This window comes from Pantoea sp. X-Soil-YNGN-785 (assembly GCF_059730585.1).
Window position 1 is genome coordinate 96,540 of record NZ_AP035943.1, and the last position, 15,259, is coordinate 111,798.

Below are 15,259 nucleotides of genomic sequence, written 5' to 3' on the forward strand. Positions count from 1 at the left end.
CTTTGCGTTCCGACCAGAAAATACTGGAGTTTATCATCGCCCTTAATCCCTTTTCTGCGCAGGCCAGAGCGGCTATTAAGCGAGGCGCTGCGCTGGCTGCGGCATTATTGCTGGTCAGTTGCGCATCCGAACCCCCTAAATCGCTGGTGACCCCTTTTCCGCCGGTAACGAAACAGCCATTACCTGTGCCCGGCAAACCTGCCCAGCCTCAGGCTAATCAACCGATGCGGGGCGTCTGGTTAGCCACGGTGTCACGTCTTGACTGGCCACCTGTCGCGTCGGTGAATGGCACCAGTCCGGCGCAGCGTATCCGCCTGCAGCAGCAATCCCTGACCGACAAACTGGATAAGCTGAAAAGCCTGGGAATTAACACGGTGTTTTTCCAGGTGAAACCGGATGCCACAGCGCTCTGGCCCTCAAAAATCCTCCCCTGGTCCGATATGCTGACCGGCAAAATCGGTGAAGATCCAGGATATGATCCGCTGCAGTTTATGCTGGATGAGGCGCACAAGCGCGGTATCAAAGTTCACGCCTGGTTTAATCCCTACCGGGTATCGGTGAATACCAAACCCTCTACCGTCAGCGAACTGAACCGCACGCTGTCACTGCATCCGGCCAGCGTTTTTGTGCTGCACCGCGACTGGATCCGCACCGCAGGGGATCGCTATGTGCTCGATCCGGGCATTCCTGAGGCGCGTGACTGGATCACCAGCATTGTGGCCGAGGTGGTGGCGCGTTATCCCATCGACGGTGTGCAGTTTGATGACTACTTCTATGCAGAATCGGCAGGTTCACTGCTCAACGATAATCAGACCTTCAGTCGCTACGGACAGGGTTTTGCCGGTAAAGCGGACTGGCGACGTCACAATACTCAGCAGCTGATTGAGCAGGTGTCACGGACTATCAAACAGCTGAAGCCTGAGGTTGAATTTGGTGTCAGTCCGGCGGGCGTCTGGCGCAATCTGTCGCACGATCCTGCTGGTTCCGATACCCGCGGCGCGGCGGCGTACGACGAAGCCTTTGCGGATACCCGTCGCTGGGTGCAACAGGGCCTGCTGGATTACATCGCGCCCCAGCTTTACTGGCCTTTTTCCCGTCAGGCTGCCCGTTATGACGTGCTGGCAAACTGGTGGGCAGAGGTGGTGAAACCGACAAAAACCCGTCTCTACATCGGTCTTGCGCTCTACAAAGTCGGCGAGCCATCAAAAATTGAACCTGACTGGACGCTTCAGGGTGGCGTGCCTGAACTGAAAAAGCAGCTCGACCTGAATGAATCTAACCCCAATATTGATGGCACCATTCTGTTCAGAGAGAACTATCTGAATCAGCCGCAGACTCAGCAGGCGGTGAGCTATCTTAAAAGCCGCTGGGGAGGCTGAAATGCCCCGGCAGCATGACCAGTGCGGTTAAGTTTTTCCCTGTGACTTACTGCTATTCTTGCGCTTTATATGGGAGGAACCATGAGCGAACTGATTAATATTTTTACAAGTCATAAAAGTGAACGCAGTTTCACTGAGCAACCTGTCGATGAAGCGGTACTGGATCGTATTATCAGTACCGCTTACCGCGCACCGACATCAGTAAACTCACAACAGGTTTCTGTGGTGATCACGCGTGATGCCGGACGTCGGGCAGAGATCGCCGCCATTGCAGGCGGTCAGCCGTGGATTGCCAAAGCACCGGTCTTCATCACCTTCGTGCTGGACATGCATAAATCAGCGGTGGGAATGGCCGCTGTCGATCAGCAGCAGATCGCGCATCAGAGCATTGAGAGCATCGTGTCGGGTTCTACCGATATCGGTATTGCGCTTGGCTCGGTCATGGCTGCTGCGCGGGCAGAAGGTCTGGGCATTGTGCCGATTGGCGGAATCCGTCGCGATCCACAGGCGATGATTTCACTCCTTGAACTGCCGCCAATGACCTTCCCGGTTGCGGGTGTGGTCATCGGTCACGTTGATGAACCCGCTCATCAGAAACCGCGTCTGCCACTGGCTACCTTCCGCCATGATGAGACCTATCAGACGCAGGGGCTGGAGCAGCAGATTGCGGCCTACAACGATGAAATGGTTCAGCACTGGAAAAACATCGGTCGTCACGACGGTGAGAGCTGGAGCGAAAGCGTCAGCGGTTACTATAAAAACATCTACTTCCCGGCTGTACTGCCCGCCCTGCTGAAACAGGGTTTCGGCACGGATAAATAACCTATCCTGCGCGAAGTGAAAAGTAACAGGCCATCCGTACAGCGTGATGGGTGGCCTTTTTCATTTTGTTACTATAACGAAGTGTGACTTTCTTCTTTGTAACACATAATTTCCCTGTTAACCGAAGCGCTACTGCCTTTAACACTTACCTTCCAGGGAAATAACATGTCTCAGCGTTCACTCTATGCGCTCTGTTTAATGAGCTTTTTTCTGGCCGATGTCCGCGACGGTCTGGGGCCTTTTCTGGGCATATTTCTGACGGAACGGCACTGGCGTCCCGACGAAATCGGTCTGGTGATGACCTGCGGCGGCATAGCCGGACTCCTTGCCACGCTGCCTGCAGGCATAGCTGCCGATGCGACCCGCCATAAAAAAATGATTGTGCTGCTGGGTTGTCTGGTGATCACCGTTGCTACGCTGCTACTGTGGTACAGCAATCAGACCTGGACCGCGATGGTCTCGCAAATTGTAGCGGGAATTGCTGCGGCGTTTATCGGACCGACCGTGGCGGGTATCACCCTGGGGCTGACCGGTCAGCGCGGCTTCAACCATCAGATGGGACGCAATGAGGCCTTCAATCATGGCGGTAACACTATTGCGGCGTTGCTGGCGGGTTTTTCAGCCTGGTACTGGGGCATGGGTGCCGTCTTTATTCTGATGACGGTAATGGCGATTTTTGCTGCCTTCGCCACCCTAGCGATTCGCGGTGATGAGATTGATAACGAGGTGGCGCGAGGCTATGAACAGAATGAAGAGCGGCAGCCAGCGCTGAGCCTGGCGATGCTGATGCGTAAGCCAGCGCTGATGATTGCAGGCGTAACGCTGTTGCTGTTTCATCTTGCCAATGCCGCGCTGTTACCGATGCTGAGCATGCGCGTCGCCTCAGCAGGCGGACAGGCGGCGGTCAGTCCGGGTCTGTACGCTGCGGCAACGGTGGTGATTTCCCAGCTGGTGATGATCCCGGTCGCGCTGTGGGTCTCTAAACGGGTGGAAACGCACGGCTATCGCCTGTTTATTATGGTCGCCCTGATGATTTTACCGCTGCGCGCGGTTATTGCGGCAGGCTTTGCGGAGCCGCTCTTTGTTATTCCGGTTCAGGTTCTGGATGGTATTGCGGCAGGGATCCTGGGCGTGGCGGTGCCGGGTTACATTGTGTCTCTGATGCGGGGTACCGGCCATGTTAATGCCGGACAGAGCGTCATTATGCTGATGCAGGGCGCAGGTGCTGCGCTGAGTCCGGCCATGACCGGAGCAATCGCCGCACGTTATTCTTACAGCACTGCCTTTGCGGTTCTCGGGGCGATAGCCCTGGCGGCGCTGATTTTATGGTGGCGTACCGGTAGCTCGCCTGCCACCCGTCTTGCCTGATCAGGCACAAAAAAGGCTGCCCATTGGGCAGCCTCGTCTGGCAAATCCGTTTGCGACCATCCGTTATTTATACAGTTCTGCGGTCATGTGAACACGGTTATTGGTGTTCGCTTCCGTAATTTTGTACTGCGTGCCCTGTTCCTGCGCCTGAGCGGCGATTTTCGATTCTGCGCCATCCAGTGTAGAGGAGGTGACAGAAATGCTTTCGGCAAAGCTGCCAAATGAGATCAGTGAAAGAGCGGCGAGGGCGGCAATTGAGAGTGCTTTTACATTTTTCATGGTCATATTCCTGAGATATGCCAGCAACTATTCCTGACAGTGTCTGCTCATTACTGACTGTTTACCTGAATCCATGTATCTGCCGGGAATAATTGGAAAAAATCGGTCATTGGCTGTTTATAATGTTCCTCTGCATCCACGAGTTTTCCCTTTATTACCCACTTTTTTGTGGACATACTGGTGTACATAATTTTCCACTTCAGAAGATTTATGGCGCTATCAGATGCTGCCCTCCGTGCGATGCTGGGCTAAGAATACGAAAAAGTGCAGGTTAAGACCGATCGTGACGGGCTTTCTGCCCGCGTATCCTGCCTGGGTAAGATCACGTTTCAGCACCGTTACCGCTGGAACGTGAAGGGCGAACGCGTTGATATCGGTACATACCCGGCTACCAGTTTAAAAGAAGCACGTGACGCTCCCCAGGCCCGCTCATCCCTGATCGATATTCCACCCAGAATCAGGCAATCAGTACGCCGTCATTTGAGCACTGAAATAGAACACTGGACACTGTATGATTTGTGCCGGACGGCCCGCACCAATTTTTCGGATCTCTCACTGAACCGCACGTTGCGGAAATAATGCTCTGGCATAATTGCCAGGTGTCTGAGCGTTAGAGCTACGTCGATGAACTGCGACGTGCCTATTCGTTGTGGTGGGCGCGTGTTACGGCATGGGTTTATGGCGAGGATTATGTTTCGGTGCGGGCGCAATCTTCGTGATACCGCATGATGTCGCAGGTGCGAAACGTCAGACGACTGCGGCGTACCGGTGATGTTATGCCATATCTGCCTGTTAATGCAGGAGGTTATTTTACAGAAACCATTCTGATTTAAGGATAAGGGGCATGAATCAGAACTGCTAATTTCGTCTCTATAAGCTATTGAAAAGCTGGTGGCGGGGTGAATATTTGAGTACGGGATTTTGCTTGCGATTTTCCTGGCCGTATTGTGTGTTGTTAACCAACCGGTCAGGAAGTATGTAAGTTGCACGCTTCCTGACCGGCTTATTCATGTAATTACAGGCTGGTTTGAAAAAATGATGAGGCCGACAAAGCTTTCTGATGACGTTAATATACTGGCAATAAATCAAATTCACTCAGCGCCCATGAAAGGATGTTCAGGGCGGCGAATACTATAATCATGCTCAACTGAAGCCCGTCCCACTGGCCGCGCCGATAGCCTGAGTCTTGCCGGGAGCGCATTTTCAGATGAAGCAACCCCGGAACAATCACTGCCCATATTGTCGCGATTAGCCCGGCATAACCAATTGCCGTGACAAACCCATCCGGAAAAAGCAGAGATAAACTCAATGGCGGCAGGAAAGTGATCGCAGTGGCTTTGAGGCGACCCGTTCTGGTCGCGGGGAAATTGAAGCGGTCGCTGATATAATCCACAAGGCCCGCCGTCACTCCCACGAACGAACAGATAACGGCAAAATGTGAGAACGTCGAAAACAACAGCGACATCCCGGCAGAATAACCGCGCAGACTAAATGCGTGCATCAGCGCGGCAATGTCGCCGCCCTGGGCGGCAATTTCCGGAAAGGCTGAGCGGGGAAGGTTACCCATAGTGCAGATTATCCAGAAAAGATAGATAACCAGCGCCACGGCAGTACCTGTGCACAGGCATCTTTTCACACGACGATGATCGCCATTGTAATAGCTAATCAGGCCGGAAATGTTTCCATGATAGCCGAATGAGGCAAGGCAGAATGGTACGATGCCGAGCATATAGGGCCAGTACGATGCCGCAGGATTCTGATTGTCCAGCAGGTAGTCGACATTTACGGTGGTAAATAATCCACCAAACAGGATAAGTAACAGAACAATTTTGGTGATGAGCAGAACAGACATCATCCGGCCAATGCTGCTGGTGCCTAACCAGACGATGGCAGCTACGGTCAGGCTTAACATAATTTTGGCTTCGGATGATGAGACCGTTTTGCCGGTCAATATGCTCAGTGAGTGATCATAAACAGGCCCGACCGCTGAAATATAGGCGTATGTCAGAATGCCCAGCACGAAAACCAGGCTCAGGCCATTTATTTCAGCCCAGTTACGACCTAAAACATCTCGGACAATTTTGTCATAGCCGGTTTCCAAAGGGTAATGCTGGCTCACACGGTGAAACATCAGGCCACTGATTAACATACAGATCCAGCTAAAAGTCAGTATCAGTAATGCCCAGCCAAACCATGCTCCGGCCATCACGACCGGCAGGACGAACATCCCTGCACCCACCACGGTGCCGCAAATGATGGTTGCTCCCCAAAACATCGAAGGAGAACGCGTTGGAATTGCCATATCAGACATAAGGTTTCCTGAAGAAAAAATTTAACGCTGGAGAATAGCCTCTATAGCAAGGGCATGACTAATTAATTGACGATCTTCTTTCGGCAACCCATCTAACGATAATCCAACAGACAAATTTCCCCGGTCAGCAACCGGCATTGTCACGCTGGGCGCACCCACGCTGCTGGCAATGTCGGTGTTACGAATGAGTTTATTGAAAATATCAGGTTGAGCGGCATTCTCAATCCGTGGCACTTCACAACACAGTGTGGGATATAGGATGGCATCCAGCTTTAATTTGCTGTAAATCTGGTCCCAGTAAGCGCGAAGTTGACCGATTGATTTAAGGCCATGCATATACTCCTTCCAGCTGACCTGTTCCTGCGCATTCTGCCTCTGCAAAATAGACGCGACGGCTGGGTCGGAAATTTGACTGATGATTGTGTCAAAATCAGCGACGAAGTGCTGCTCCAGTAAGAAAGCGGGGAAGTCGATAAAAAATTCAAAAAACGGTACAGGGAACTGGATTTCTTTATTCAGCTTACCGAATACGCTGTCATCGAACGTCACGATCTCAACGCCTGCCCGCGCCATCTGCCTGACCACCTTCATGCAGGTTTCCCGTACGGTAGTATCCAGGTTGCTCCACATAAACTCAGCCGGCAGCCCTATTCGTGAAGGCAGACGAGGGGTAATAGCGGGTTCATCCATCATTACTGCGTCGAGCAGCGCCAGGTCGCTGACTGTCGGGGCAATAAATCCAGGGGTATCTTTGGTGCGGGAAACAGGAACAATGCCTCTGGTTGGGTAACGTCCCGTGCTGGGTCGAAAACCTGCAACTCCACACAGTGCAGCAGGTATACGTACTGACCCTCCGGTATCGGTACCGACTGAAAATGCGCTGATACCGGCCGCTACCGCTGCGGCACTTCCGCCGCTACTGCCTCCGGCGATATGGCCAGGGTGCGCTGGATTGCCAACGCTACCCCACTGACCAGACAGAGAGGTCACACCAAAAGAAAGCTCATGCATATTGGTTTTGCCACACATGACAGCACCGAGTGCCTTAAGCCGGCTAATTACTGGCGCATCGTCCATCGGATAAAAGTCGATTAATCCCGGCGTACCGGCAGTTGTCGCAAACCCTTTTACATTTATATTGTCTTTGCATGAAAAGGGTAACCCTGATAAGGGCAATCCGGTCTCTGACGTATTTATCTTGTCTGAAGAGAATAACTCTTCATCGAATGCAATAAATGCATTCAAATCTTTGCTGGCGTGATAATTGTGCAGCCGGACATGGTTGCTGGCTTTGAGTTCCGCTGGACGCTTGTTCAGGCCCTGCTCATCCTTCAGCAAAAGTGGTGTTCTTTTTTCCATGTTTAATAAGGCTCAGTAATGATAATGACGGTGCATATTTTGAAGCGGATTATTTTCACGGAGCTGACCCCCGATGCTGTAAATCACAGCGCAGGCTGCATTAATGCCCGTCTGTACCGCACCCTCCGCCCAGCCACCAGTAAATGAGCAACTGCATCCGGCCAGATAGATTCCCTGGTCGGGATTATTATCTTTAGCTGACTGAAACTGATAAAACAGCGTTTCAGAATAGCGATCGTCACCAGGATAGTTGAGTTTAAAGGCACCCATTGCCAGAGGATCGGTCAGCCAGTCATATTCAAGAATATATTTGGGATCGTTATTCATAGGGCGAAGGTGTTTAGCGAACGCAGGGGCAGATATCGCCAGTTCTTTAACCAGTCGCTCTAGCCTTTCACGTTTATCTTTCAGGGTAACTAATTTATGAGAATCATCTTCCCATGTGTAACTGATTAGCACGACACCATGTCCTTCCGGATCATCCGGCTGATAATCGAGGCAGTAAATACCTCGTGCAAGCGTGTCCGTAAGAATGGTATGGGGCAATCCCTCTTTCAGCCAGAACTTTTCCCGGGTCAACAGGAAGAGCTTTGACGAACCGATAAGGTGGGTTTCATTCACTGCCCGGCAGACATCAGCCGGAAAAAGCGTATTGTGTCTCGACAGATCCAGGCATACCTGCATTGCGCGGGTAGAGGTGGTGACAATCACTCTGTCAAAAACCTGACGGTTGCCTGTGCATGTTGAAACCACAAACTGCCCACTTTCAAGTCGGGCGACTTCTTCGACTTTCTGGTAAAGGATACGATCGCTTAACGTGCGGCCCTGCAGGATTTCACTGCCCATTTTTGCCGTTAGCGTTTCAATGCCTGCTGGGACCATACGCTGATCGTCTTCCAGACCGTTTACCACCAGCCGCATGATTTCAATAAACGCCGCTCGATATACTGGCTGAAAGCCGCCAGAACCAATACCCAGCGAGCCAAACAAAGCAAAATCATCGGGTTTGTGCCACTGCTCACCTCCCGGCGGATTAGTGCCAGTGAAGATCCTGACAAGCGCAGAGTAGAAACAGTTATCACCGAAAATCTCCAGGTACTGCTGCCACGCTTCTTTGGCATCCGCAAGCCGGCCTTCTTTTAACGCCAGTGTGATTGAAGCAGGCGCCTGAAGCTGCTTTCCTTCAATAAGGACGCCTTCCTGTAAAAAGCATCGCCAGCCGCGATCAACCCGCGAGAACAGTTCCGGGGGTGGGGTTCCTGCAGTCCATTTGTGCGGCACACCCTGAAAATGAATTTCGGTATCAACAATGCCAGGGTCCGGAAACTCAGAGGCTGTATCAATATTGAATTCAGTCAGATAATGGAACAAGCCTGTTTCTGAAGGCGGGAAGCGCATTGCTCCCATTTCAGCGATATATTCCGGCATACCGTCATCAAATTGCTGGCTCAACAGTCGCCCACCGGATCTTGCAGCGTTTGCTTCGAAGAGCGTGACATGCGTGACACCCGCATTCAGAAGCTCCCGCGCCGCAATCATTCCGCTCAGGCCTGCCCCGATAATTGCCACGCTTGCTGGACAATCGTTATCAACATGGCCAATGCCGCCCGCTGATTTGGCGTGGGCAAGAAAAGTTCCGTAATCAAAGAGTGTATCAATAAAGGGAAAGGTATTACCCTCACCGACACGACTTGCTTTAGTCTTCATTATCTATCCAGCAGAATGCATGTTAATTCAAAGATGAGGATGCGCTATTAGTTAAACTCTTTAGAGAAGAAGGGGCCTGTTTTTAAACATCCACATTGTGGACTGTTCAGGAATTAAAATTCTCAATGCAATTGCATAAAAACAGTCAGTCAATCTGAAGAGTTATTTCCATGATAAACGCAGGTTCTGGCATCTTTATTTTTTGTGCAGGTAAAGAAACCCCGCACATCGGCGGGGCAGGTCATCAATGCTATGAAGGCTGAGGCAACGCTGTCTCCTGCAGATGATGCCAGATGATTTTGCCATTCGGCTTTGATTCGAATACGACAGTCGAAAAACGCAGAGTGGGGCTTTGATCAGGAAGTTGCTGTAATTCTTTATAGACAACCGTTGCACCAGTGTCGCTCTCAGCAATCACTCGCATGTCGCTGATTTCGATCGCTAAACCGGGGCGTGCGCCGCGCTGAGTCCGAAAAAAGGAGTTTAATGTTGTGAAGTCCAGCAACCCGCCACCGGTCGTTACCATAGAGTATGCAGGACTGAAACGTGCCAGGAGATCTTCACAAACCTCATCTTTTGCAGTTTCATTGCCCAGCCACTCTTTGATCAATTCATGGGCATCCAGGACTTCCTTCAGGAAAAGGTTCATTTTTGTTCCTTATTAAGCGTAAGTACGACTTTGTGATTAGCAATGCGGAGGGAGCACAGGACAGGGATGACAGCGCTGCATGCCGCTATGACAAAGCAAAGACGATAGGACTGCTTTACAGGCATCCCCGTGTTCGCTATCAGATTGAACAGCAGGCTGACCAGCGTTACGCCAAGACAAAAACTAAGCTGACGATTGATATTCCACAGGGCGCTTGCATCGGCCAGTTCATGATCAGCCATTTGAATAAAAGCAGAACTCTGCGCCGTGCTGCTGCACAAGCTGCCGCCAAATCCCATAAAAGCGAAAGCGAGTATGCAAATAATAGTGTCTGTGCTATGCCCTGTTAGCGCCAGCATCCCGATACCTAATGCCTGAACCAGGCAGCCTGTGATAAAGAGCGGACGGGGGCCCCAGCGGTTAAATCTTTTGCCGGTCAGGCTGATAGCGGCAAAAGAGGCTATTGACCACGGAAGCATTAGCAAACCCACGAAGCTGGCATGCATCCCCAACTGATTTTGCAGATAGAGCATGGTGATCATACTGACGCCAGTAAACACACCGGGGATAAACTGATAAATCAGCATTGCGGTATGTAAAAGCGGGTCTTTGACCAGATGCAGGTTGATGAGCGGGTGACGTTTCTTAATCGCGTTGCTGACATAGCCAGCCAGCGTAACAACACCTGCCAGCAGCATCAGTACGCCTTTATTGAACTCTCCGGCTTCACCCACATAGGTCAGCCCCAGCAGAATCAGCGTGAGCCCAACACAGCCACTGACTAATCCCACCAGATCTAACGGTTCGGCGGTCTTTTCCGGACGAGCCGGATTGAGCCATAAACCTGCCATGATTAGCGTCACCACGGCCAGGGGAAGACTGAACAGAAATACCCAGCGCCAGCTGAGATGCTCGACCAGCATTCCGCCAATGGCTGGCGAGAGTGCGGGTGCGAGCAGAGCGACCAGCATGACAACGGAGGATAATTTTGCGCGCTCATTACTTTGATACAGGGCGTAAGTCATTGTCTGTCCTATGGGGATCAGCAATCCGCCGCCAATGCCCTGAATCCAGCGCCATGTAATGAGTTGTGTAACCGATGCTGACGCACCCACTCCGCAGGTACCCAAAATAAAAATCATTAATGACAGCATGAAAAGACGTTTCGCCCCCATCCGCCTTGCCAGCCAGCTACTCAGAGGGATGACCAGTGTCAGCCCCAAAATGTATCCATTACTTATCCACGCCAGCTTGCTAACGGGTGCGTCAAAGTGCCGGCCGATATCCGGATAAGCCACGTTGGCGATAAACATATTTACCAGATCGATAAAAAAACCCAGCAGATACACACTGGCAACACGCACACGATAAGACATTTGTTTTCTCAGACTGGACAGCTTAGGGCGCGCAGTATAAGACCGACGACAGGCCGGATAAATTGCTTTTCTCTTGCTACACTGTCAAAATTATTTTGACAATTTGAGTGCGGAAGAGGAGATGTGATGATCAATATGCAACGTCTGGCTATGTTTGTTGCGGTAGCAGAGGCGGGCAGTTTTACCGGTGCCGCTCAGACGCTGGGACTTACCAAAGCAGTAGTCAGTTTTAATATCAAACATCTTGAAGAAGAGCTTGGTGTTTCACTCCTGACAAGAAGTACCCGACGCGTTTCGACGACGGATGCCGGAGAACGATTTTATCATCGCTGTCTCAAGCTTCTTGAGGATGCCGAAAGCGCCCTGGAGGATGTCCGCAGCGATCATGCCGGATTAAGCGGGTTACTGAGGATCACCACAACCCCGGAGTATGGGGCCAGGGTGATTGTGCCAGCACTCACGGATTTTACTGCGAAACACCCGCAGTTACGTATCCAGCACGTTTCTTCATCCAAAAATGACGATCTCATTGCCGGTCGCTTTGATGTGGCTATTCGGCTTGGTCATCTGGCCGATTCCAGCCATCATGCCCGTCTCATTGATCAGTTTGATATTCTGGCGGTCGCTGCGCCGCTTTATCTGAACACCCTCCACACCCGGTCTGTCCAGAACCTTAAACAGCTTGCCTCTGCAAAATGGATTGCGCATAGCCGTTTATCAACGCCACTTAGCTGGCAGGTGATCAACCCGGGCGGGGTGACTGTATTCTTGAACGCCAGCTCTCCAGCAATGGTCATGGCTGACAGCGCGTCTTCTTTGCTGGCGTTTGCTTTAGCCGGAGCTGGCGTTGCCATTCTGCCGGCCTGGCTGGTACAGGATGAGATAGTGAAGGGAAGGTTAATACATCTTCTGCCCGATCATCTTTTTCCCCCACAGGGTATCTACGCGCTTTATCCCAATACGCGCCATGTGCCGGAAAAAGTGCGGACATTCATTGATTTCCTGCGCGATCGCTTAGTTGCAACAACCTGAGCCTGAAGCAACGAATTACATTCAAAAAACTGATTATATGCGTTGATATAAAGTTTTATCCGGCTAAGGTTAGATCCTCTCAAATTTTTATATTCATTGCGATTAAAGACCCGTAATACACGAGGATTACAGGGTTTCGCCGCTTAAATTTTTGCCATTTTTATTGGTTAAATTTTATGCAACTTAACCGCTTAAATACTTTTCCTGAGCTGCATAAAATAAGACCTGAAATATTTCATGTGAGATTAATATATAATTACTAATTAAATTATTGTCTTACCGATTTTTTCTGAGCGTGCTGATGCGATGGGAAATTTAACTTACCTGCCTGTAAATTAAACACTAAGCAGGCCCAGAGAGGATTTTTGGATAGAAAAGTTTACAAGGAAAAAGAAGGGGGTTATTTCAGAAATTAGTTGACAGTGAAAGGGAATATATTGTCTCTTATCGCCGATTTGTAAATTAACTTCAGCAAAAAAACATGAGTATTGCTTGTGTTTTGGCCTTCTAAGTATCCGGATCACTCAGGGAGAATGTTAAAAATGATCGGTTTATCGTCGTCAGTCATGCAGTCGGGCATCTTGGATTTGGCACCCCCGGAATTTGAGGCACTGTTGAGTGATATCAGAGAACGGGCACTCACAGGTGAATTTGATGATCGTAAACATATCTCTCAGGACATCATTGAGTGTTTCAGGACGGCCGGGGTTTATAGGGCACTGGTGCCTCTACGATTTGGCGGGAAAGAGTCTAACCCTTTTGATTTTTGTCAGCTCATTGAATGCCTGGCGGAGGCTGACGGCTCAGCTGGATGGGTTGCGAGTTTTGGGATGAGTCCATTTTACCTTTCAGCGCTACCTTTAAAGACACTTGAAGCGCTTTACAATACCGATAAAGGAGCCGATATCATTTTTGCCGGAGGAATTTTCCCTACGCAAACGGCATCTCCGGTTAAGGGAGGGGTAAGAGTCACGGGCCGCTGGCGGTATTCAAGTGGCTGTATGGGGGCAGATGTTGTTGGGGTGGGGATTCAGATGGAATCAGCGGGGGGCAAAGGACTTCCCCGGGTGGCTGTGCTGCCCGTCTCAGACGTCATGATTGATCAGACATGGAATATGGTGGGTTTAATGGGCACTGGCAGCCATGATCTGGTGGTAAAAGATATTTTCGTGCCTGAAGAGTGGACTTTTATCCGGGGAGGCGAAGCAAATCTTGAGGAAAATCTGTTCAAATATCCTACCCTTTCACTGGCAGCACAGGTGCTATCTGTGGTTGCGATTGGCATTGCGCGGCGGGCAATCAATGAAGTTCGAAATGCATCAGGTTTAAATCTGTCGGTCACGGGCGCACCTGCAACGATACAAAAACCTACGGCTAAAATTGAAATCGCAAAAGCTGAAGCGCGTTTTCATTCAATGCGCTCTTTCTTTTATCAATCACTGGAAAAAGTATGGGCTGGCATTTCAAAGGGAGAAGAATTATACGATGATCAGATAAACATGTTGCGTCTTTCCAGCACCAACGCAGTTCACGAAGCATCAAAAATTTGCCGCAACATGCAATTATTATCAGGCATGACTGGCGTTTCGAAAAATCATCCTGTAGCCAGATGTGTTAATGACACTATGGTAATAACCCAACATGCTTTTATGGGTGAAATGACATATTTAAATGCAGGCACGATGCTGTGTGGGCAGTTGCCCACGCCAGGTTATCTATAATTATTTTACAAATAAATGAATTATCTGGTTCATTTGTATAATGGCAAATACGCATTATTGAACCTGTCGAATAAATTTCACTTCGATCGAGTTGGTAACAAAAATGATAGACACTAATGATTTTCGCAATGGCATGTCAATGCTTGGTAGCGCCGTTTCTATTGTCACCACCGCCCATGAAAATAATAAGTATGGAATGACTGTTTCCGCAGTGTGTAGTGTGACCGACACCCCGCCAACGTTACTGGTATGTATTAACCGTAAAGCATGGTCACATGATTTTTTTATCTCCAGCGGCGTACTTTGTGTGAACATACTCTCTTCCTCACATGAGGATTTATCATCTTCCTTTGCCAATAAATTATTATCAATGGCTGACCGGTTTAATTCCCATAGGTGGTCAAAACTTCATACCGGGGCACCCGCATTAGATGATGCCCTGGTGAATTTTGATTGTGAAATCAATGAAGTCATCGAGAATGGTTCTCATAGCGTTATGTTCGCAAAAATCAGGGAAATTCGTATGGGCCAACCTTCATCAGGTTTAATTTATTTCAACAGAAACTATCACGGCATACCTGAAAACACGTTGTGATCTTTTTTTTCTGAATAAATAGATGAAATCTGATTCAGGGGTAGGCAGGGCATGGCAGGGAGTGTTAATAAGCACATTAACAACGACTATATGAGTAAAATCGTTTGTGGCTATTGACACTCTTCATGCAATTCTGACATTCAATTGAGGTTATTAATGGGTTTAACTGACGTGTAATGCAGCTTTCAGATATATAGAAATCGCTTGCTAAAAAAGTAGACTCCTTAATTAAACTAATTGATTAATTTAAATTTTGAAGCTCCCCGCTTATGTGAATAATGGAGAATATAAACGCAGTTCTTAGTAGGCGACCTCTGAATGAATTGTAATCAGAGTCAGTTATTTAAACTATCATATCGGGTCTTTGTGCTACATACACCCTGATCTTATGATGATGAGCTCAGGCATTATGCAAAAATGCAGCAGAAATTGATGCAGATTCACCCCCCTCACTCATATGGTTTTACTCAATAAAAGCAGCCCGAAAGTATGACTGTCGGTATCGGCACAACCCACATGCGCTTCACTGCTGATGAGCATCTTTATCATTTATGAGGATAGTAAACGGTCAAATGACCTGGCTGAGCATTTTGGGTTCCAGTGTCAGCAGTATGTTATTTACCGTGGTAAGCAGGTACGCATGCTTCTTCGCGAGTAAGCC

At 49.6% G+C, this 15,259-nt stretch carries 12 protein-coding genes and 1 pseudogene; 7 read left to right on the forward strand and 6 right to left on the reverse strand.

Annotated features, from left to right (window positions below; genetic code table 11):
- Positions 1-2 precede the first annotated feature (2 nt).
- The 3 genes from AC6I8E_RS18995 to AC6I8E_RS19005 all read left to right on the forward strand — a co-directional run bounded on the left by AC6I8E_RS18995 (position 3) and on the right by AC6I8E_RS19005 (position 3,569).
- A complete protein-coding gene (locus AC6I8E_RS18995; RefSeq protein WP_179291202.1) occupies positions 3-1,379 on the forward strand; it encodes a glycoside hydrolase family 10-like protein in 1,377 nt (458 codons plus the stop codon).
- Between the two features lie 81 nt (positions 1,380-1,460).
- The gene (locus AC6I8E_RS19000) at positions 1,461-2,201 is read left to right on the forward strand and encodes a nitroreductase family protein (RefSeq protein WP_013196422.1); all 741 of its coding nucleotides are present in this window, start codon (positions 1,461-1,463) and stop codon (positions 2,199-2,201) included.
- 165 nt (positions 2,202-2,366) lie between these two features.
- A complete protein-coding gene (locus AC6I8E_RS19005) occupies positions 2,367-3,569 on the forward strand; it encodes an MFS transporter (protein WP_147788768.1) in 1,203 nt (400 codons plus the stop codon).
- Positions 3,570-3,632: 63 nt separating this feature from the next.
- On the opposite strand, the gene AC6I8E_RS19010 is transcribed toward AC6I8E_RS19005, so the two are convergent.
- On the reverse strand, positions 3,633-3,848 hold the full coding sequence (locus AC6I8E_RS19010; protein ID WP_147788769.1) for a YdgH/BhsA/McbA-like domain containing protein: 216 nt from the start codon (positions 3,846-3,848) through the stop codon (positions 3,633-3,635).
- A 264-nt stretch (positions 3,849-4,112) separates the two neighbouring features.
- Here AC6I8E_RS19010 and AC6I8E_RS19015 point away from each other — a divergent pair.
- Positions 4,113-4,262, forward strand: a pseudogene (locus AC6I8E_RS19015) (Arm DNA-binding domain-containing protein); the annotation flags it as partial.
- Positions 4,263-4,914: 652 nt separating this feature from the next.
- Here the strand turns inward: AC6I8E_RS19015 and AC6I8E_RS19020 are convergent.
- The 5 genes from AC6I8E_RS19020 to AC6I8E_RS19040 form a co-directional block, all read right to left on the reverse strand.
- On the reverse strand, positions 4,915-6,159 hold the full coding sequence (locus AC6I8E_RS19020) for an aromatic amino acid transporter (protein ID WP_147788770.1): 1,245 nt from the start codon (positions 6,157-6,159) through the stop codon (positions 4,915-4,917).
- 21 nt (positions 6,160-6,180) lie between these two features.
- Complete coding sequence (locus tag AC6I8E_RS19025; protein WP_201251399.1) at positions 6,181-7,518, reverse strand: amidase family protein; 1,338 nt, start codon at positions 7,516-7,518, stop codon at positions 6,181-6,183.
- A 12-nt stretch (positions 7,519-7,530) separates the two neighbouring features.
- A complete protein-coding gene (locus tag AC6I8E_RS19030) occupies positions 7,531-9,225 on the reverse strand; it encodes an NAD(P)/FAD-dependent oxidoreductase (RefSeq protein ID WP_497824853.1) in 1,695 nt (564 codons plus the stop codon).
- A 250-nt stretch (positions 9,226-9,475) separates the two neighbouring features.
- A complete protein-coding gene (locus AC6I8E_RS19035) occupies positions 9,476-9,874 on the reverse strand; it encodes a DUF4440 domain-containing protein (RefSeq protein WP_147788773.1) in 399 nt (132 codons plus the stop codon).
- On the reverse strand, positions 9,871-11,250 hold the full coding sequence (locus tag AC6I8E_RS19040; protein ID WP_147788774.1) for an MFS transporter: 1,380 nt from the start codon (positions 11,248-11,250) through the stop codon (positions 9,871-9,873). Before AC6I8E_RS19040 ends, AC6I8E_RS19035 begins: the two co-directional genes overlap by 4 nt.
- A 126-nt stretch (positions 11,251-11,376) precedes the next feature.
- On the opposite strand from AC6I8E_RS19040, the gene AC6I8E_RS19045 reads away from it, so the two are divergent.
- From AC6I8E_RS19045 to AC6I8E_RS19055, 3 genes are all read left to right on the forward strand, one after another.
- On the forward strand, positions 11,377-12,282 hold the full coding sequence (locus tag AC6I8E_RS19045; protein ID WP_497824854.1) for a LysR family transcriptional regulator: 906 nt from the start codon (positions 11,377-11,379) through the stop codon (positions 12,280-12,282).
- A 542-nt stretch (positions 12,283-12,824) separates the two neighbouring features.
- Complete coding sequence (locus AC6I8E_RS19050) at positions 12,825-14,003, forward strand: acyl-CoA dehydrogenase family protein (protein WP_147789017.1); 1,179 nt, start codon at positions 12,825-12,827, stop codon at positions 14,001-14,003.
- A 103-nt stretch (positions 14,004-14,106) separates the two neighbouring features.
- A complete protein-coding gene (locus AC6I8E_RS19055) occupies positions 14,107-14,598 on the forward strand; it encodes a flavin reductase (protein WP_497824855.1) in 492 nt (163 codons plus the stop codon).
- Positions 14,599-15,259: the final 661 nt, after the last annotated feature.

Excerpts from the sequence above, each read along its gene's own strand:
- AC6I8E_RS19000 (WP_013196422.1), top strand. The coding sequence starts at position 1,461 with ATGAGCGAACTGATTAATATTTTTACAAGTCATAAAAGTGAACGCAGT.
- AC6I8E_RS19005 (WP_147788768.1), top strand. The coding sequence starts at position 2,367 with ATGTCTCAGCGTTCACTCTATGCGCTCTGTTTAATGAGCTTTTTTCTG.
- AC6I8E_RS19010 (WP_147788769.1), bottom strand. The coding sequence starts at position 3,848 with ATGAAAAATGTAAAAGCACTCTCAATTGCCGCCCTCGCCGCTCTTTCA.
- AC6I8E_RS19020 (WP_147788770.1), bottom strand. The coding sequence starts at position 6,159 with ATGTCTGATATGGCAATTCCAACGCGTTCTCCTTCGATGTTTTGGGGA.
- AC6I8E_RS19025 (WP_201251399.1), bottom strand. The coding sequence starts at position 7,518 with ATGGAAAAAAGAACACCACTTTTGCTGAAGGATGAGCAGGGCCTGAAC.
- AC6I8E_RS19030 (WP_497824853.1), bottom strand. The coding sequence starts at position 9,225 with ATGAAGACTAAAGCAAGTCGTGTCGGTGAGGGTAATACCTTTCCCTTT.
- AC6I8E_RS19035 (WP_147788773.1), bottom strand. The coding sequence starts at position 9,874 with ATGAACCTTTTCCTGAAGGAAGTCCTGGATGCCCATGAATTGATCAAA.
- AC6I8E_RS19040 (WP_147788774.1), bottom strand. The coding sequence starts at position 11,250 with ATGTCTTATCGTGTGCGTGTTGCCAGTGTGTATCTGCTGGGTTTTTTT.
- AC6I8E_RS19045 (WP_497824854.1), top strand. The coding sequence starts at position 11,377 with ATGATCAATATGCAACGTCTGGCTATGTTTGTTGCGGTAGCAGAGGCG.
- AC6I8E_RS19050 (WP_147789017.1), top strand. The coding sequence starts at position 12,825 with ATGATCGGTTTATCGTCGTCAGTCATGCAGTCGGGCATCTTGGATTTG.
- AC6I8E_RS19055 (WP_497824855.1), top strand. The coding sequence starts at position 14,107 with ATGATAGACACTAATGATTTTCGCAATGGCATGTCAATGCTTGGTAGC.